General features: G+C 68.4%; 20 protein-coding genes. 15 read left to right on the forward strand and 5 right to left on the reverse strand.

Annotated elements, in window-relative coordinates; translation table 11 throughout:
• Positions 1-863: DUF222 domain-containing protein (locus A3ES_RS0140880; RefSeq protein WP_020392636.1), on the reverse strand; the 863-nt coding region annotated here is incomplete at its 3' end.
• Positions 864-1,077: 214 nt separating this feature from the next.
• Between A3ES_RS0140880 and A3ES_RS0140885 the strand changes: the two genes are divergently transcribed.
• Complete coding sequence (locus A3ES_RS0140885; protein WP_020392637.1) at positions 1,078-1,257, forward strand: hypothetical protein; 180 nt, start codon at positions 1,078-1,080, stop codon at positions 1,255-1,257.
• Here A3ES_RS0140885 and A3ES_RS0140890 read toward each other — a convergent pair.
• Positions 1,244-1,999, reverse strand: a complete 756-nt coding sequence (locus A3ES_RS0140890) for an META domain-containing protein (protein ID WP_020392638.1) — start codon at positions 1,997-1,999, stop codon at positions 1,244-1,246. The two genes, A3ES_RS0140885 and A3ES_RS0140890, sit on opposite strands and share 14 nt — an antisense overlap.
• Before the next feature lie 49 nt (positions 2,000-2,048).
• Positions 2,049-2,588, reverse strand: a complete 540-nt coding sequence (locus A3ES_RS50200) for an aminotransferase class V-fold PLP-dependent enzyme (protein WP_020392639.1) — start codon at positions 2,586-2,588, stop codon at positions 2,049-2,051.
• 68 nt (positions 2,589-2,656) lie between these two features.
• Here A3ES_RS50200 and A3ES_RS54690 point away from each other — a divergent pair, with 68 nt between their 5' ends.
• The 12 genes from A3ES_RS54690 to A3ES_RS0140950 all read left to right on the forward strand — a co-directional run bounded on the left by A3ES_RS54690 (position 2,657) and on the right by A3ES_RS0140950 (position 13,545).
• Positions 2,657-2,830, forward strand: a complete 174-nt coding sequence (locus A3ES_RS54690; RefSeq protein WP_020392640.1) for a hypothetical protein — start codon at positions 2,657-2,659, stop codon at positions 2,828-2,830.
• A 152-nt stretch (positions 2,831-2,982) separates the two neighbouring features.
• On the forward strand, positions 2,983-5,433 hold the full coding sequence (locus A3ES_RS0140900; protein WP_020392641.1) for a lamin tail domain-containing protein: 2,451 nt from the start codon (positions 2,983-2,985) through the stop codon (positions 5,431-5,433).
• A 2-nt stretch (positions 5,434-5,435) separates the two neighbouring features.
• Entirely contained in the window at positions 5,436-6,359 is a 924-nt protein-coding gene (locus A3ES_RS0140905; protein WP_020392642.1) for a LysR family transcriptional regulator, read from the forward strand.
• A gap of 9 nt (positions 6,360-6,368) precedes the next feature.
• Complete coding sequence (locus tag A3ES_RS0140910; RefSeq protein ID WP_157631026.1) at positions 6,369-7,016, forward strand: HAD family hydrolase; 648 nt, start codon at positions 6,369-6,371, stop codon at positions 7,014-7,016.
• A gap of 15 nt (positions 7,017-7,031) precedes the next feature.
• Positions 7,032-8,180, forward strand: coding sequence for an alanine racemase (gene alr / locus A3ES_RS0140915; RefSeq protein WP_020392644.1), 1,149 nt, complete (start codon positions 7,032-7,034; stop codon positions 8,178-8,180).
• A 5-nt stretch (positions 8,181-8,185) separates the two neighbouring features.
• Complete coding sequence (locus tag A3ES_RS0140920; RefSeq protein WP_020392645.1) at positions 8,186-9,304, forward strand: alpha/beta fold hydrolase; 1,119 nt, start codon at positions 8,186-8,188, stop codon at positions 9,302-9,304.
• Entirely contained in the window at positions 9,301-10,227 is a 927-nt protein-coding gene (gene tsaE / locus A3ES_RS0140925; RefSeq protein ID WP_020392646.1) for a tRNA (adenosine(37)-N6)-threonylcarbamoyltransferase complex ATPase subunit type 1 TsaE, read from the forward strand. The genes A3ES_RS0140920 and tsaE overlap by 4 nt, the downstream gene beginning before the upstream one ends.
• Positions 10,228-10,229: 2 nt before the next feature.
• Positions 10,230-10,898 (forward strand): tRNA (adenosine(37)-N6)-threonylcarbamoyltransferase complex dimerization subunit type 1 TsaB, encoded by a 669-nt coding sequence (tsaB, locus tag A3ES_RS0140930; protein ID WP_020392647.1) that lies wholly within the window; start codon positions 10,230-10,232, stop codon positions 10,896-10,898.
• Entirely contained in the window at positions 10,895-11,347 is a 453-nt protein-coding gene (locus A3ES_RS0140935; protein WP_020392648.1) for a GNAT family N-acetyltransferase, read from the forward strand. The genes tsaB and A3ES_RS0140935 overlap by 4 nt, the downstream gene beginning before the upstream one ends.
• Positions 11,340-12,395, forward strand: coding sequence for a tRNA (adenosine(37)-N6)-threonylcarbamoyltransferase complex transferase subunit TsaD (gene tsaD / locus A3ES_RS0140940; protein ID WP_020392649.1), 1,056 nt, complete (start codon positions 11,340-11,342; stop codon positions 12,393-12,395). The genes A3ES_RS0140935 and tsaD overlap by 8 nt, the downstream gene beginning before the upstream one ends.
• The gene (locus A3ES_RS0140945) at positions 12,392-12,841 is read left to right on the forward strand and encodes a GNAT family N-acetyltransferase (RefSeq protein WP_020392650.1); all 450 of its coding nucleotides are present in this window, start codon (positions 12,392-12,394) and stop codon (positions 12,839-12,841) included. The genes tsaD and A3ES_RS0140945 overlap by 4 nt, the downstream gene beginning before the upstream one ends.
• Positions 12,838-13,545: a dienelactone hydrolase family protein gene (locus A3ES_RS0140950; RefSeq protein ID WP_020392651.1), complete on the forward strand. Its 708-nt coding sequence runs from the start codon at positions 12,838-12,840 to the stop codon at positions 13,543-13,545. Before A3ES_RS0140945 ends, A3ES_RS0140950 begins: the two co-directional genes overlap by 4 nt.
• A gap of 85 nt (positions 13,546-13,630) precedes the next feature.
• Here the strand turns inward: A3ES_RS0140950 and A3ES_RS0140955 are convergent, their stop codons facing one another.
• Together A3ES_RS0140955 and A3ES_RS0140960 are read right to left on the reverse strand one after the other, a co-directional pair.
• Complete coding sequence (locus A3ES_RS0140955; protein WP_020392652.1) at positions 13,631-14,812, reverse strand: class I SAM-dependent methyltransferase; 1,182 nt, start codon at positions 14,810-14,812, stop codon at positions 13,631-13,633.
• A 10-nt stretch (positions 14,813-14,822) separates the two neighbouring features.
• The gene (locus A3ES_RS0140960) at positions 14,823-15,437 is read right to left on the reverse strand and encodes a peptidoglycan-binding domain-containing protein (RefSeq protein WP_020392653.1); all 615 of its coding nucleotides are present in this window, start codon (positions 15,435-15,437) and stop codon (positions 14,823-14,825) included.
• 313 nt (positions 15,438-15,750) lie between these two features.
• Between A3ES_RS0140960 and groES the strand changes: the two genes are divergently transcribed.
• Both groES and groL read left to right on the forward strand, forming a co-directional pair.
• Positions 15,751-16,047 (forward strand): co-chaperone GroES, encoded by a 297-nt coding sequence (gene groES, locus A3ES_RS0140965; protein WP_020392654.1) that lies wholly within the window; start codon positions 15,751-15,753, stop codon positions 16,045-16,047.
• Positions 16,048-16,165: 118 nt separating this feature from the next.
• Positions 16,166-17,785 (forward strand): chaperonin GroEL, encoded by a 1,620-nt coding sequence (gene groL / locus A3ES_RS0140970; protein WP_020392655.1) that lies wholly within the window; start codon positions 16,166-16,168, stop codon positions 17,783-17,785.
• Positions 17,786-17,817 lie beyond the last annotated feature (32 nt).

Genomic DNA, 17,817 nt, shown 5'->3' on the forward strand with positions numbered 1-17,817 from the left:
GGGGCGTTGGTGCGGTCGGTGTCGGGGGTGCTGCTGCGGTTGGTGTCTGGGGCGGTGCCTGGGTTGCTGGTGCGTTGGTTGGGTGGGGTTAGGTGGGTGGCGAGGGTGAGGAGGAGTTCTTGGGTGAGGGTGGGGTCGNAGATGATGCCGACGGCCATGGCCATGCGTTGGCCGAGGGTGCCGGGGTGGCCCAGTTCGGCGAGGGCGTCGGCGAGTTGGCGCAGGGTGGCTTTGAAGCGGATCACGTCGCCGGTGGAGGCGCGGATGGTCAAGGTGGTGGAGCCGTGTTCGTCGACTCGGCCGGCCCAGACTCCGCGTTCTTTGGCGTTCTGTTCGGCGGTGGCGCGGGCGCCNTCGGGGTCGGCTTGCTGGATGGCGGCTTTGACGATCTTGTCGAGCTGGATGGGGGTGACGGTGTCGATGATGCGGGCGACGCGGCGGTCGACGATCGCGGCGGCTTCGACTGACAGGGCCAGGCAGGCGGTGGCGATGGTGCGGGCCTTCCAGGGCTCGCCGTGACCGGATCTGACCATGGCCAGGATCAGGGGGAGGCGGTGTCGCAGGGCCAGGGATTGGCCGATGAAGGCGGCTGCTGATCCGGCGGAGCGGCCGATCGCGGCACCGAACTCGGCGGCGGCGAACTCGGCGAAGCCGGGGCAGCCGGGGCCGCCGCAGTTCCAGCCGCGTTCGCCGCCGGGGAGTGATACGTGGCCGGGGATGGTGGCGGGGTCGGGGTGGAGGTCGGCGAAGCGCAGGGACAGTTCGAGCAGGTCGAGGTCGGCGCGGGTCAGGTCGGCCTGCGCGTCGGTGGCCGCGGCGAGGGTCTCGGCCGCGTCCAGCTCATCANCATCACGTTCGAACATGTCTTCGAATTTACGCCTCCAAGGGGCGGCAAGCAAATCGTGCGGTGGCTTGATTCGCCTTATCCACAAGGGGAAACGTCACACGGAGTTCAGTGAAGGAAACGGATATACGACGAGCGGCGGTCGACCGTCGGCGAGGCATCCGAGCTGCGGGCGGATCGGCAGCTCTTGCTTGAAAGGAAACAGCTGGGTAGGACGGACCTGGTCACCGGACATGAGCGGGCACGTGGTGAAGCAGGCGACTCAGCAGGTCGCCCGGGGAGTACAGCACCTCTCGATCCCGTTGACACCAGCACAACGTGCCCGGCTGGCGGCAGATGGGCGGCTGCTGGTCTCCTACGAGACAGCGCAGAACCAGGTGCAGGCGTTCGACGTACGGCTCAGCGGGCGGTGAGGTCGAGGCCGTTGCCGTCTGGGGCGCGAAGCTTCAGGCGGTCGGCCTCGATGGTGTAGGTCAGCTCGCCCTTCAGCGCACCCAGGACGGTCTGCTCCAGCTTGGCGTCGTCACCGGTACAGGCCTTGCGGGTGGTACTGAGCTCGCCGAAGGTGAGCTTGCCGGCGGTCTTGGCGACGATGCCCTGGAACTCGTTGCAGCCGGTCGATCCGGTGACGCGCTCGCCGGCGATCGTCAAGTGCGCCTTCTCGGATCCCACCGAATGCGACGCGGTCTGGCCGGCGATGACGGTCTCGAGCGACCACTTGGTCCCGTCGAGCGGCTTGTCGGGCTGCGCGGTCTCGCGGTCCTGGAGGACGAGCTCGGTGCCGCCGCGGGTGAGCGTGAGCTTGTCGGCTTCGAGTTTCCACGTCGGCCGGTCCCGCAGCAGTTGGCCTACCCAGTCCTCCTGCGCATGGCGAGCCGGATCGCAGCCCATCTCGGTGCCACCCAGTTCGCCGACCGTCAGCTTGCCGTCGTCGGTGGAGACCTCGCCGCCCAGCTGGTTGCAGCCGGTCTCAGCGTGCACGTTCCCATCCTTGAACCGCAGCCCGATCCGGGTGTTCGGCGCCAACTGCTTCGGCTTGCCGTCCTCGGTCACCGAGATGGACAGGAAGGATCTCCCGGTGAGCGAGCCACCCGCGGAAGATTCGCTTCCACAGGCAGAAAGCAACATCATCCCGGCCGCAGCGACAACCACCATCCGCATCCTCATAACCTACGGACGCCACAGCCCACCCCCGGCGTTGCACCTACCGCAGATGCCCACCCAGTACTTCGGCCGCGCGCGCCACGTCATCGGCGGTGGTGGTGAGGTGGAAGCAGAGACGGAGGCGACCCGCGCGGACGGCAGCCACGATGCCGGCTTCCGCCATCAACTCGGGGACCTTCTCATCGGCCTCGGCGGACACGATCGCGGAATGGTAGGGCGCCAGGCCGACGGCCTCCCGGAAATCGGCCGCGAGCAACGTGTTGTGAGCATGGATGGCTTCGACGCCGACATCCCGGAGCAGTTCGAGAGCCGGGGCGGCCGCCACCCAGCAGTGCCAAGCGGGCGAGACGTTGAAGCGACGCGCGTCCTCGGCCAGTCGCAGGGGTGATCCGTAGATGCTCGTCCAGGGCGACGGACCGGCGTACCAGTTGGCGTTGAGCGGGGTGAGGGCGTCGAGGTACTCGGGTTGCACGGTGAAGAAGGCGGTACCGCGCGGCGCGAGCAGCCACTTGTAGCCGCCCGTGATGGTGAACGCGTACTGCGAAGCGTCGATCGGCAGCCACCCGGCGGCCGAGGGCAAAGAACGGAAATGTCAGGCTGGTGAATTCACCCTCCGCAATCAATACATCACAATTAGTTGGCAGCCAAGTGGCGATCATTCCGGCGAATACCGAGACCTGGCTGCCGACCGCGATCAGGCCAGGCTCGACGCCCACCAGTTCGCCGTACGCCGCCCGCGCCGCCGGCCGGGTCGAATTCGCGCCGGGCCTGGTCGATGCTCGTCATGGTTCAACCCTCGGCCCGGCCGAGCTCAAGCGGTAGGCCGTCCTGCTGAGGTCTGATCAAACGAATGCTTTGACCAGGTGAACACCTCGGGAGTTCAAGGCAAATACTCGCCAACGCTAGTTTCGCGGTGATCTTCGTAGCACCATGCTCCTCGGTGAAACCCTTTCTGAGCTAGGAGCGAATTTCCTGTGGCAATCTCCAGAGCGCGCCGGCGCATCGTCGCGGCGGCGCTGCCGCTGGCCGTCATGGCCGCGATGGCCGGACTTCCCGGTACCGCGAACGCCCTGTCGGCCGACGTCGTCATCTCCGCGGTGTACGGCGGCGGTGGCAACTCCGGCGCGATCTTCAAGAACGACTACATCGAACTCGCGAACCTGAGCGACAGCCCGGTCGACGTGTCGTCGTGGTCGGTCCAGTACGCGTCGGCCGCGGGCACGACCTTCCAGCTCACCAACCTGACCGGCAGCATCCCGGCGCACGGCAAGTACCTGGTCCAGCAGGCCGCGGGAGCGGCCGGGACGACCTCCCTGCCCACGCCGGACGCGATCGGCACGATCCCGATGTCGGGCAGCTCCGGCGTCGTCGCGCTCCGCACGAACCAGACCGCGCTCTCGGGCTGCGGCACCACCTGCTGGAGTGCACCGAACGTCAAGGACCTCGTGGGCTACGGCGCGACGGCGAACGTCGAGGGATCCGCGGCACCAGGGCTCAGCAACACGACGGCCGACGCGCGGACCGGCACGATGGTCGACACCGACAACAACGCGGCCGACTTCACCTCCGGCGTACCGAAGGCGACGAACTCCGCCGGGACCACGGTCACCGCAGGCGACGACCCGGGCGACCCCGGCGATCCGACGCCCGGCCCCGTCCGCATCCACGACATCCAGAGCAGCAGCCGGGTCTCCCCGCTGGTGGGCACGAACGTCACCAACGTCCCCGGCATCGTCACGGCGGTCCGGGTCACGGGCAGCGCGCGCGGGTACTGGTTCCAGGACCCGACCGCTGACGCTGACCCGCTGACGAGCGAGGGCCTGTTCGTCTTCACCGGAAGCACCACGCCGGCGGTGGCTATCGGCGACTCCGTTGTGGCTTCCGGCCGCATCACCGAGTTCCGGCCGGCCACGGGTGCGCAGACGCTCACCGAGATCGGCGGCACGGTCAAGACCATCAAGGTCAGCGGCGGTAACCCGCTGCCGGCCGCAGTACCGGTGGCCTTCCCCGACGCCTTCACCAAGACCGGCAACCTCGAGACGCAGCCGCTGGAGCCGTCGAGCTACGTGCTGGACTGGCTCGAGGTGCACGAGGGCATGCGGATCACCGTGGCCCAGGACACTCGCCTGGTCAGCCCGGTCGACACCCAGTTCGGTGAGCTGTGGGTGACGCTCAAGCCGGGTCAGAACCCGACTCCGCGCGGTGGCACCGTCTACAAGTCGTACGACGACCAGAACAGCGGCCGGCTGAAGATCCTGTCGCTGACAGGCGCTCCTGCCGCGAACGTCGGCTCCACGCTCGCCGCGGGGACGACCGGACCGCTCGACTACCAGTCGTTCGGCGGCTATGTCCTGCAGGCGACCCAGCTCGGCACGATCACCGAGGGCGGCCTGAAGAGGCAGAAGGTGCTGCCGCCGAAGAAGGCCGGCGACCTGTCCGTCGCGACCTACAACGTCGAGAACCTGGCCGCCAACAACCCGGCCTCCAAGTTCGCCAAGCTGGCGCAGGCGGTCGTGTCCAACCTCGGCTCGCCCGACATCCTCGCGCTGGAAGAGATCCAGGACAACAACGGCGCGACCAACGACGCGATCGTCGCGGCCGACCAGACCGTCGCGAAGTTCGTCGCCGCGATCCAGACGGCCGGCGGACCGGCGTACGACTGGCGCTCGATCGACCCGAACGATGACACCGACGGCGGCCAGCCAGGCGGCAATATCCGCCAGGTGTTCCTGTTCAACCCGGCCCGTACTACGTTCGTCGACCGCCCGGGCGGTGACGCGAACACGCCCGTCTCAGTGGTCCGCGCACGACCGACCAGCAACCAGGTCGCATTGTCGGTCTCGCCCGGCCGGATCGACCCGGCCAGCGACGCGTGGGGATCCAGCCGCAAGCCGCTCGTCGGTGAGTTCCTCTTCGACGGCAACAAGCAGCTGTTCGTGGTAGCCAACCACTTCAACTCCAAGGGCGGCGACTCTCCGCTGTCGGCGGCGGTCCAGCCGCCGGTGCGCGGTACCGAAGTACAGCGGCTGAAGCAGTCTGCTGAGGTGCACGAGTTCGTCAAGGATCTCAATGAGAAGAGCGCTGGGCGCGCCCGCGTCGTCGTACTCGGCGATCTGAACGACTATCAGTTCAGTCCGGCCATGCAGACCGTGACCGGCAACGGCGCCGAGCTGAAGATGCTGATCGACACGCTGCCCGTCGAGGAGCGGTACAGCTATGTCTTCGACGGCAACTCGCAGGTGCTCGACCACATCGCCGTCAGCCCGGCGATCAAGGGCTTCTCGTACGGCGTTGTGCACATCAACGCCGAGTTCTCCGACCAGGCGAGCGACCATGATCCGCAGATCGTGCGGATCCTGACCGGCTGCGACATCAACCCGCTGCCGGCTCGCTGCCGGCCTGGTAGCCCGGTGGTAGACGAGTAGAGATGACGACCGACCTCGACCCCAGACGGCTGCTGATCTTCCGAGAAGTAGCCCGCCTGGGGTCGTTGTCGGCGGCGGCGACCGCGCTGGGCTGGACGCAACCCGCCGTCGGGCAACACATGCAGCGGCTGGAACGCGACGTCGGCATCCCGCTGATGCTCCGCTCCGTCCGCGGCATCACCCTGACCGAAGCCGGTACTGCGCTGCTGGCGCATGCCGATGCTCTCGCCTCCCGGCTGACGGCTGCCGAGACGGAACTGCGGGCCTTCGCGTCGATGGAACTGGGCACGCTGTCGCTCGCGGCCTTCCCATCGGCCGCCGCCGTCCTGGTGCCACCCGCGCTGGCGAAACTGGAGTCGCGCGCACCGGCCCTCGAAGTACGCCTAACAGAAGCAGAGCCCCCGGAAGCGCGAGCCCTGGTCACCTCAGGCGAGGCCGATCTGGCGATCGTCTTCGAACATGGGGTTGTGCAGGAAGGCGAGCTCGTCTTGTTGCCGCTCCTTGCGGATCCGCTGCGGGCCGTGCTGCCGTCCGGCCATCGGCTGGCTGGCCGGGTGCGGCCGATCGCGCTTGGCGATCTGGCTGGGGAGCGGTGGGTTGCGGGGTGTCCGCGGTGTGAGGAGAACCTGCTGACCACTACCCGGGCTGCCGGATTCGTTCCGGACGTCCGGCATCGGACCGACGACTATGTGGTCGCTCAGCGGCTGGTGGCCGAAGGGCTCGCTGTCACCTTGCTGCCAGGGCTCGCGCTGCTCGCGGCGCCGGGGAAAGGCGTGGCCGTGTTGCAGGTGCGGACCTCACCTGAGCGGCGGGTCGGTGTGCTGGTTCGGGCAGAGTTGATGCAGAGTGCGGCGGTCGTGGCCGCTATCGATGCCTTGCGCGTGGTGGCTGATCGGACCGCCAAGCGACTGGTCTCCTTGTCGTAGGGTCGAGGAGTGACTGGACCTGGCTTGGTGATCTTCGACAACGATGGCGTGCTGGTGGATTCGGAGCGGCTGGCGAACGGGATCCTCGCCGAGCTGCTGACCGAGGCAGGACTGCCGTACACGTTCGAGGAGACCGTCCGCGACTTCATGGGCGGCAGCATGGTCTCGATGCGCCAGCAGGCTGAGGCCAAGCTGGGATCGGCGTTGCCCGCGGATCTCGAGGACCGGTACCACGAGCGGCTGTTCGCCGGCTTCGCCCAGCTGCAGCCGGTTCCCGGCGTACGGGAGGTGCTGGATCAACTGGATGCCGAGGGCATCACTTATTGCCTGGCCTCGTCGGGCACGCATCGGCGGATCCACACCGCGCTGACCACGGTCGGCTTCTGGGACAGGTTCGAGGGCAGGATCTTCAGCTCGGAAGACGTTCGGCACGGCAAGCCGGCGCCCGACCTGTTCCTGCACGCGGCGACCACGATGGGCGTCAAACCGGCCGACTGTGTCGTCGTCGAGGACAGCCCGCTCGGCGTCGCCGCCGCCAACGCGGCCGGGATGCGGGTGTTCGGTTTCGCCGCCATGACCGACCCGGCCAAACTGTCCACCGCGACCGCGGTTTTCCACAACATGACCGCCCTCCCGGAGCTGATCTCCGCCGCCTGAGACACTGGTAGCGCTATGTCAGAGCTTGAAGAGCCCTCGAAGGTTCGTGCTGAAGCGGTCGTGGACCTCGGCGCGATCCGCCACAACGTGGCCACGCTGCGTGCGCGCGCGAGTACCGCGCAGCTGATGACCGTGGTCAAGGCCGACGCCTACGGGCACGGGATGATCCCGGTCGCCCGGGCCGCGCGGGAGGCCGGTGCGGACTGGATCGGTACCGCGGTGCTCGACGAGGCGCTCGGGTTGCGGGAGGCCGGTGACACCGGGCCGATCTTCTGCTGGCTGACCACGCCGGGCGAGCCGCTCGAGCAGGCCATTGCCGCTGGCATCGACTTGTCCGCGTCCGCGCCCTGGGAGATCGACGAGGTCGCCGCCGGCGTGACGGACCGGCCCGCTCGAGTGCACCTGAAGATCGACACCGGCATGAGCCGCGGCGGCGCAGTACCGGAAGAGTGGCCGGCCCTGATCCGCTCCGCGCTGGCGGAGGTCAAGGCCGGGCGGATCGAGATCGCCGGCGTCTGGTCCCACCTGGCGTCGTCGGACGAACCGAAGAGCCCGGTGAACGAGTTCCAGGTGGCGACGTTCACCTCCGCCGTCGACGTGGTGGAGTCCTTCGGGATCGACCCGGGGCTGCGGCACCTGGCCAACTCCGGTGGCACGCTCGCGCTGCCCGAGACGCATTTCGATCTCGTCCGGCCCGGCATCGCGACGTACGGGCTGTCTCCGTTCGGGCGTGATCTGCCGTCGGACGAGCTCGGCCTGCGACCGGCGATGACGCTGCGGGCGCGGTTCGCGATGGTGAAGCGGGTCCCGGCCGGTACAGGGGTCTCCTACGGGCTGACCTGGACCGCGCCCAAGCCGTCGACACTCGGACTGATCCCGCTCGGGTACGGCGATGGCCTGCCGCGGCACGCGTCGAACGGTGCGCCGGTCCAGGTCGCGGGCGAGCGTCGTACCATCGTCGGCCGGATCTGCATGGATCAGTGCGTGGTCGATTGCGGCGACGACGAGGTGGCGGCGGGCGACGAGATCGTGCTGTTCGGGCCGGGCATCGACGGCGAGCCGACCGCGGACGACTGGGCGGATGCCGCAGGAACCATCAACTACGAGATCGTCACCCGGCTGGGCGCCCGCATTCCCCGCCGGTACGTCGACAGCGGGAGGTGACCGGGATGGCGAACGTGGGTCGCACTGCCGGTCTGATCGGCGCCGCGGTCGGAGTGCTCGCAGCGGGTGCTGCCGCCGGCGTCGCCGTCGAGCGCCAGGTGATCGGCAGGCGTTCCGGTCAGCGCGCGCAGCTGGAAGCCGAGCCGTTCGGCTCGCTGCGCGGTACTCCACACGTCTTCACCGCCGACGACGGCGTCGAGCTGTACGTCGAGGTCGATGAGCTCAAGCGATCCCGCCGCCCGGAGCCGCCCGCGAAGCGCAGGCTCCGTCGCAAGGTGGCGAACCCGCCCGAAGACCTCACGTTGATCTTCCTGCACGGCTACGGGCTGAACATGGACTGCTGGCACTTCGAGCGCCGCGACCTGGCCGGGATCGGCAGGATGGTCTTCTACGACCAGCGTTCGCACGGCCGGTCCGGGCGGTCGCCGAAGGAGAACGTCAGCATCGAGCAGCTCGGCCGCGACCTGTACGGGATCCTGGAGAGGTTCGCGCCGACCGGGCCGGTGGTCCTGATCGGGCACTCGATGGGCGGGATGTCGATCATGGCGCTGGCCGAGGCGCACCCCGAGCTGTTCGGCGACCGGGTGATCGGCGTCGGACTGTGCTCGACCAGCGCGGGCGGGCTGGACCAGGTGCCGATCGCGCTGCCGGGCCGGATCGGGATGCTGGTCCGGACCCTGGCGACGCCGACGGTCTCCGCGCTGGCGCGGATCCCGGACGTGGTCGAGCGCAGCCGCAAGGCGGGCACGGACATCAGCTACCTGCTGACCCGGAAGTACTCGTTCGGCTCCGAGGTGCCGCCGGCCTTCACCGAGTTCGTCAACGAGATGATCGCCGCGACGCCGATCTCGGTGATCGCGGAGTTCTACCCGATCTTCGCGCTGCACGACAAGTACGGCTCCCTGGAGCCGCTGCAGAAGGTGGAGTGCGTGGTGATCGGTGGTGACAAGGACCACCTGACGCCGTTCGAGCACTCCGAGGAGATCGTCCGGCACGTGCCGGGAGCGGAACTGGTCGAGGTACCGAACTGTGGTCATCTCGGCCTGATCGAGCACCATCGTGAGTTCACCGCGGCCCTGCTCGGGATGATCGAGCGGGCCGAACTAGCCCTGGGACAGACATGACCGACCTGCACGTGGTGGACGCGACCGCGGAGCACGTGGCCGAGATCGTCGCGGTGATCCACCACGCCTTCTCCGCCCGCCGGACGCTCGACCCGCCGTCGACCGCGTTGTCCGAGAACGCCTCCACGGTTGCCGCCGCCGTTGCGCAGTACGGCGGGCTGCTGGTGCGGATCGACGGCGAACCGGCCGGGGCGATGCTGTACGACGTGTCGGGCGAGGTGCTCGCGTTGCGCCGGGTGTCGGTGAATCCGCGCTTCCAAGGGCGCGGGGTGGCGTCGGCGATGGTCGGGTGCGCGGAGGACGCCGCGCGGGCTCGCGGGTTGCGGCGGGTGCGGTTGATCGCGCGGGTCGAACTGCCTGACACGGTCGAGTTCTGGCGGCGGCGCGGGTACTCGGTGGTCGCGCGCGAGGGGCAGAACCTGATCTATGCGAAGGCGATGCCGATCTCGCTGAGTGTTCCGACCGCGGATCACATGCGAGCTGCTGCTGAGGAGCTGGCCGGGCAGTTGCGGGCGGGCGACGTACTGGTGCTGTCCGGCGATCTGGGCGCAGGGAAGACGACGTTCACCCAGGGCCTCGGCGCTGGTCTGAAGGTGCGGGGCGACATCACTTCGCCGACGTTCGTGATCTCTCGCGTACATCCTTCGCTAGCCGGTGGACCGGCGCTGGTGCACGTGGACGCCTATCGCCTGGGCGGAATCGCCGAGTTGGACGACCTGGACCTGGACGCCAGCCTCGACGAAGCAGTCACCGTCGTCGAATGGGGTCAAGGCCTAGCCGAAACCCTGGCTCCCGACCGCTTGGACATCGTCGTCACCCGAGGCGACAACGACACCGACGAAACCCGAGACCTCCGTATCACCCCCGCCGGCCCCCGCTGGGCAGAAACCGGCGTACAGCTCTCATCGTTGAACAGGAGCTGACTGTGCTTCTCGCCTTTGATACCTCCAGCGCTGCCGTCACCGTGGCGCTTGCCGACCCGATCACCGGCTCCGTGCTCGCTTCCTCTTCCACCGTTGACGCCTTGCGGCATGGGGAGTTGCTTGCTCCGGCTATCGCTGACGCGTTGGCTACTGCGGGTGCTTCGCCTCGCGACCTCACGAAGATCGCCGTGGGGGTGGGGCCGGGGCCGTTCACCGGGTTGCGGGTTGGGCTGGTGACTGCGCGGACCATGGCTGACGTGCTCGGGATCGAGATCGCGGGTGTTTGCAGTCTCGACATCCTCGCTCGGCAGTCCTCGCTGAGCTTGCCGGTTGCCGTCGCGACTGACGCCCGCCGCAAGGAGATCTACTGGGCCCTGTACGACGGTCCTGCGGCTGACGGCAGCCGTCGGCGACTGGAAGGACCCGCCGTGGACCGCCCGGCCGAGGTCGCGCACGTGCTTGCCGGGTTGCCGGTGATCGGCCGCGGCGCCGTCCTGTACGCCGAGGCGCTCGGAGTCGAGACCAGCGACGTGATCGAGTACCCGTCGGCCGAAGTACTGGCTCTCGGGGTGGCGACCGGCACCCTGCAGGTCGTCGCGCCAGACCCGCTCTACCTGCGCCGCCCCGACGTCACGATGTCCGGCGGCCCCAAAAGCGTGCTTCCCAAGTGAGACCCGCGATCCGCCCAGCCACCGCGACCGACCTGGACGCCCTCGTGGCGCTCGACCAGGTCTGCTTCGGCGACTCCGCCTGGAGCACCGAGTCCTGGACGGCGGAGTTCGCCCGGCTCGCCACGGATCGCGTGGTGCTCGTGGCGGACGAAGGAGTCGCGGTCGGGTACGTCGTACTGCTGGTTCCCCCGGTTGGGGAGGATCCGGTGGAGCTGCTGCGGATCGCGGTCAGCCCGGCGGAGCGGCGTACGGGGATCGGCGGGCAGTTGATGACGGCCGCGTTGCAGCGCTGCGCCGGCCGCACGGTTCTACTAGAAGTTGCTGCAGGCAACGAGTCGGCCGGGGCGCTGTACCGTGGCTTCGGGTTCGAACAGATCAGCCGGCGGCGCGGGTACTACGCCGGCGGCGAGGACGCGGTCATCATGCGATGGCAGGAGGATCATGAGTGAGAACGAGCCCCTGATCCTGGGGATCGAAACCTCGTGCGACGAGACCGGGGTCGGCATCGTGCGCGGGCAGACGCTGCTCGCTGACGCGATCGCCTCCAGTGTGGAGGAGCATGCCCGGTTCGGCGGCGTTGTCCCCGAGGTCGCCAGTCGCGCGCATCTCGAGGCGATGGTGCCGACGATCCGCCGCGCCTGCGAGACCGCCGGGATCAAGCCGACCGACGTCGACGCGATCGCCGTCACCAGCGGACCCGGCCTGGCCGGCGCACTGCTGGTCGGTGTCGCCGCCGCCAAGGGACTCGCGCTCTCACTCGAGAAGCCGTTGTACGGCGTGAATCACCTGGCCGCGCACGTCGCCGTCGACACCCTCGAGCACGGCGACATCCCCAAAGGCGCGATCGCGATGCTCGTCTCGGGCGGTCACTCGTCGCTGCTCGCGGTCGAGGACATCACCGTCGGCGTCGAGCCGATGGGCGCGACCATCGACGACGCGGCCGGCGAGGCTTTCGACAAGGTCGCGCGGGTGCTCGGGCTGCCGTTCCCGGGAGGTCCATATGTCGACAAGGCGGCACGGGATGGCGGGGACGCGCTCTACGTCCGGTTCCCGCGCGGGCTGACGAGCCAGAAGGATCTGGAGCGGCATCGGTTCGACTTCTCCTTCTCCGGTTTGAAGACGGCCGTCGCCCGGTGGGTCGAGGCCAAGCGGCGTGACGGTGAGGACGTTCCGATCAACCACGTCGCTGCTGCTTTCCAAGAGGCTGTTTGCGATGTGCTGACGCGGAAGGCGATCGACGCCTGCAAGGACCGCGGTTACGAGCACCTGCTGATCGGCGGCGGGGTCGCGGCGAACTCCCGACTGCGGGCGATGGCCGAGGAGCGTTGCTCGGCGGCAGGGATCGCAGTACGGGTTCCGCGGCCGGGGTTGTGCACGGACAACGGGGCGATGGTGGCCGCGCTCGGTTCGGAACTCGTCCGGGCCGGGAAGGCGCCGTCGCCGTTGGGGTTGCCGGCCGATTCGTCGATGCCGATCACGACGGTGCTGAACTCATGAGGTGGCAGCACCCGGCCGGGTTCGAAGCCGATGACGCCGCCTCGCGGATCGATCTCGATGTGGTGCACGGGTTCCTCAGTGCGGCGTACTGGGCGCCGGGCATGCCGCGCGAGGTGATGGCGAAGGCGATCGCGGGGTCCTTGAACGTGGGCGTCTATGAGCCCACCGGCACGCAGGTGGCGTATGCGCGGGCGGTGACGGATCGGGCCACCTTCGCGTGGATCGCGGATGTGTTCGTGCTGGAGTCGCATCGGGGTCATGGGCTCGGCAAGTTCGTCGTGTCGACGTTGCTGGAGCATCCGGAGTTGCAGGGGTTGCGGCGGATGATGCTGGCGACGGCGGATGCGCATGGGCTCTATCGGTCGTACGGGTTCGATGACGTGCAGGATCCGAGCATGCTGCTGGTGGTCCAGCGCGATGCGGCGTCGTTGTACGGCCAGTCGTGAGCTTTCCCCGCATCGACCTGCTGGTGGCACCGCCGGATGCGACGGAGTTGGTGGTGCTCGCGCATGGTGGGGCGGAGAACTCGCTTGAGGTGCCGGGTGCGTTTCGGCCGCCGATCCTGCGGATGTGGCCGTTCGCGCGGGCGGCCGCTGCCGGTGCGCCGGGTGCGGCGGTCGGGCTGATCCGCTATCGCTATCGCGGCTGGAATGGTGCCGACGCGCATCCCGCCGCCGATCTGCGGGCGGTGCTCGACAAGTTGCCGCCGCGGATCACGCGCGTGCTCCTGATCGGCCACTCGATGGGCGGCCGCGCCATTGTTGCTGCCAGCAACCATCCCCTGGTGGCCGGTGTGCTGGGCCTGGCGCCTTGGCTGCCGTCTGGCGAGCCGCTGGTCGCGCCGCGAGGCCCCGTCGTCCTGGCTCACGGCACGGACGATCGGGTCACCAACCCGGCCTTGACTGCCGACTATGCCCGGCGATTGCGCGCGTCAGGAGCGCCGGTCGCGCTGCTGTCCGTCGACGGCGAGACTCACTCGATGCTTCGCCGCAGCGCGGACTGGAACGCGCTCGTCGCAGGCTTCACCGCCGGTACGTCGTATGAACCCATGGGTGAGTTGCCCCGATCATCGCGCTCGGACAGCGCTCTGCGTGGTGTGGTGGACGTTGCGAAATCCAGGCTGCACCTCCGAGTCGTCGGCTCGCTTTAGTGGCGGGCTCCTGGCCGGGGTGGCGGCAACAGACGCAGCACCTCGTCCGTCGGCGAGCCGGCCAGGAGCCCGCTCGTGAGATCGATCATATGTTCGAATCTAGTGCGAGCGCAAGTCGGCGACAGGAATACGCGACCGCGTCCCGGCCGATCCGGGTGACGATCAGCGTGGCGCTCGCGGAGCCCTTGGGGGACAGCTTCTTGCGCAGTACGGCGGGGTCGAAATCCACGCCGCGCTTCTTGATCTCGAGAGTGCCGATGTCCTGCGCGCGTACCCAGGACCGCAGCGCCTTCTCCTTGTAGGGCAGCTCCTCGATCACCTCGTACGCCGAAGCGAGCGGCGTCGCCACCAGAGCATCGCCGCTCACATAGGCGATCCGCGGATCCAGGAGCCACCCGTCGACCGCCTCGGCTACCGCTGTGACCAGCCCTGCCCTGACGACGGCTCCGTCGGGCTCGTAGATGTACTGCCCGACCGGAGCGCTCACAGCCTCCGGGGCCGACGTCACGGTCGCGCCACTGGGCAGGAGCGTCGCGCGACGCGCAGTACCGGCGTAGAGCTTGCCTGACCAGAGTGCGGCCTCTTTGACCTCGCCTGCGTCGCTGACCCACTCCGCCTCGACACCATCCGGTACTGCGCTGTGGGGGATGCCTGGTGCGACCTTGACGCAGGCAGTGCCCGTCAGTAGCTCGGTGATGAAGGACCAGGGCGGCGAGTAGGCGTTGTGGTCGAATACCCGCTTCCCATCCGCCCGCCGTGCCGGATCAGCAAAGACCACCTCGTACTGCGAAACGTCCTGCGCCTCAGCGTCACCTACCAGGACCTCCCCGGGCAGTCCTAGCGCCGCAAGATTGGCCCGAGCCGCAGTGGCCGTCGCTGGGTCCCGTTCGACACCAGTGACTCTCAACCCGGCCCGGGCGGCACTGATGAGGTCCCCGCCGATCCCGCAGCCCAGGTCGACCACAGTGGCACCCGGGAGTGCTTGGGCGATGCGTGTGGCTCGGTGTACTCCGACAGTTGTCCGGGTGGCCTGCTCCAGACCGTCTGGGGTGAAGTACATCCGCTCTGCGTCGGCTCCGAACTTGGCGGTCGCCCTGTGTCGCAGTGAAGCCTGCGTTACCGCTGCGGTGACCAGCGCAGCGTCGTACCGGCGTCTGAGCTGTTCGACCAGGCGCAGCTCGCTGCCGGGGGAGAAGGCGGCGCAGGTCTCAGCTAGTACTGCGGACCCGTCCGGCGTTAGCAGTGACGTGATCGATGAGGGGTCCACTCGCCCAAGGTTAGAGCGGGCTGGAGCAGGCCTTGCTCCAGGTGTTGGTCCTGGTGGAGAACAGGCGCCAGTTCATCGCCGAGCGGGTCCTTGGGCCGTAGATGCCGTCAACGGCTAGCCCGTGGCGCTTCTGGACTGCCCGGATCACCCCGCGGGTGTTGCTGCCGTAGACGCCGTCCACTGTGAGCTTGTAGCCGTAGCAGTAGTTCAGATTGCGCTGCAGGGTCCGGATGGCGGTGTCCGGGTCGCCTCTGCGGGAGGTGGTCCGGTACGGGTCGTCGCCGTACATGAGATTGCAGGTGGTGCTCGCGCTGTTCCATACCGCCGGCATGGGGATGCCCCAGCCGGTCCTGCCGACAGGTACCAGCCGGGCGTACAGGCACTGCGGTGTCACGGCCGCAGCCGTCCGCAGGCTCTCTGTGGTGGTGTCGTGAGCAGGCTTGACCTGTACTGCGGGTGCTCCGCCGCCTGGGGCCGGGGCCGCCGCGCCAGGGTTGGTGGACGACGAGTTGTGGAGGCCGTTGGCCGCGAGGCCGGCGACCACGAACGGGCTGACCGAGATGGCCGCGAACACGACCTTCTGGCGGGCTGTCAGCTTCGGCAACGACGGGAGGCGGAGGGCCATGATTCTCTCCTCGAGTAGTCGATCCCGGGGCGGCCGGGAACCCTACAGAGACGACGGTCCCACGGCCGGGTGGGGTTCGCACAGGCCTCGGTGGCGGAAAGCGTCCGGGCGGTCACGTGCGGTGGAAGTGTTCGCCAGGGGCGAGAATCTGGCACTCGAGTTGACCGAGTGCTAATCGCGGCCTAGATTCGGTGTTGGCACTCTCCACCCGAGGGTGCCAGCGGCCCGGCCTCTGATCCCCGCGACGGCAGAGGCGAACGGCCGCCTGCAACACCTATGACAACACCAAGAACTCGACCGTGGAGGTCAGCAAGTGTCGGTCACGATCAAGCCGCTCGAGGACCGTATCCTCGTTGCGCCGCTCGAAGCCGAGCAGACCACGAAGTCCGGCCTGGTGATCCCGGACACCGCCAAGGAGAAGCCGCAGGAGGGCGAGGTCCTCGCCGTCGGCCCCGGCCGCATCGACGACAACGGCAACCGCGTCCCGCTGGACGTCAGCGTCGGCGACAAGGTCATCTACTCCAAGTACGGCGGCACCGAGGTCAAGTACGACGACCAGGACTACCTGATCCTGAGCGCCCGCGACATCCTCGCAGTCGTCACCAAGTGACGATCGCCTGCAGTTCCTGACTGATACCGCTCCGGTGCCGGATCCCGGCACTGGAGCGGAGTCGGTTCTCCGGGGCGTGCGGGCACCAATGTTGAAACTCAGAGAGGGACTTGTTTTTATGCCGAAGATCCTCGAGTTCGACGAGAACGCGCGGCGCGCGCTGGAGCGTGGCGTCGACAAGCTCGCGAACACGGTGAAGGTGACGCTGGGGCCCAAGGGCCGCTACGTCGTGCTGGACAAGAAGTGGGGCGCCCCGACCATCACCAACGACGGTGTGACCGTCGCCCGTGAGGTCGAGCTGGACGACCCGTTCGAGAACCTCGGTGCGCAGCTGGCCAAGGAGGTTGCCACCAAGACCAACGATGTCGCCGGTGACGGTACGACCACCGCGACCGTGCTGGCGCAGGCGCTGGTGCACGAGGGCCTGCGGGCCGTCGCGGCCGGCGTCAACCCGATGGGCCTGAAGAAGGGCATCGAGGCCGCCGTCGAGGCCGTCTCGAAGAAGCTGATCGAGACCGCCCGCCCGGTCGACGACAAGGGCGACATGGCCCACGTCGCCACCATCTCCGCCCGCGACGCCGAGATCGGTTCGCTGATCGCGGAGGCGTTCGACAAGGTCGGCAAGGACGGCGTCATCACCGTCGAGGAGTCGAACACCTTCGGCACCGAGCTGGACTTCACCGAGGGCATGCAGTTCGACAAGGGCTACATCTCGCCGTACTTCATCACCGACGCCGAAGCCGGCGAAGCGGTGCTGGACGACCCGTACATCCTGATCAACCAGGGCAAGATCTCCGCTGTCGCGGACCTGCTGCCGCTGCTGGAGAAGGTCGTGCAGTCGGGCAAGACGCTGCTGATCATCTCCGAGGACGTCGAGGGCGAGGCGCTGTCGACGCTGGTCGTGAACAAGATCCGCGGCAACTTCACCTCCGTCGCCGTCAAGGCGCCGGGCTTCGGTGACCGCCGCAAGGCGATGCTCGAGGACCTGGCGGCCCTCACCGGCGCCCAGGTGATCGCTCCCGAGGTCGGCCTCAAGCTCGACCAGGTCGGTCTCGAGGTGCTCGGCACCGCCCGCCGGATCGTCGTCACCAAGGACAACACCACCGTTGTCGAGGGTGCCGGCAAGTCCGACGAGATCGAGGCCCGGGTCAACCAGATCAAGGCCGAGATCGAGCGCACCGACTCCGACTGGGACCGCGAGAAGCTGCAGGAGCGGCTGGCCAAGCTGGCCGGTGGCGTCTGCGTGATCAAGGTCGGCGCGGCCACCGAGGTCGAGCTGAAGGAGAAGAAGCACCGGATCGAGGACGCGGTGTCCGCGACCCGTGCGGCCATCGAAGAGGGCATCGTCGCCGGTGGCGGCTCCGCCCTCGTCCACGCCTCCGCGGTGCTGGACAACGGCCTCGGCCTGGAGGGCGACGAGCTCGCCGGCGTCCGGATCGTCCGCAAGGCGATCGTCGAGCCGCTGCGCTGGATCGCCGAGAACGGCGGCTACGAGGGCTACGTCGTGACCGCCAAGGTCGCGGAGCTCGAGGCCGGCAGCGGCTTCAACGCCGCCACCGGCGAGTACGGCGACCTGCTGGCCCAGGGTGTCCTGGACCCGGTCAAGGTCACCCGCTCGGCGCTGGCCAACGCCGGCTCCATCGCCGCTCTGCTCCTCACCACGGAGACCCTGATCGTCGACAAGCCCGAAGATGAAGAGCCCTCCGCAGCCGGTCACGGCCACGGCCACGGCCACTGATTCTTCGTTCCAAGCTCCACCCGAACTGCCCG

The organism is Kribbella catacumbae DSM 19601 (assembly GCF_000372465.1).
GTDB lineage: Bacteria > Actinomycetota > Actinomycetes > Propionibacteriales > Kribbellaceae > Kribbella > Kribbella catacumbae.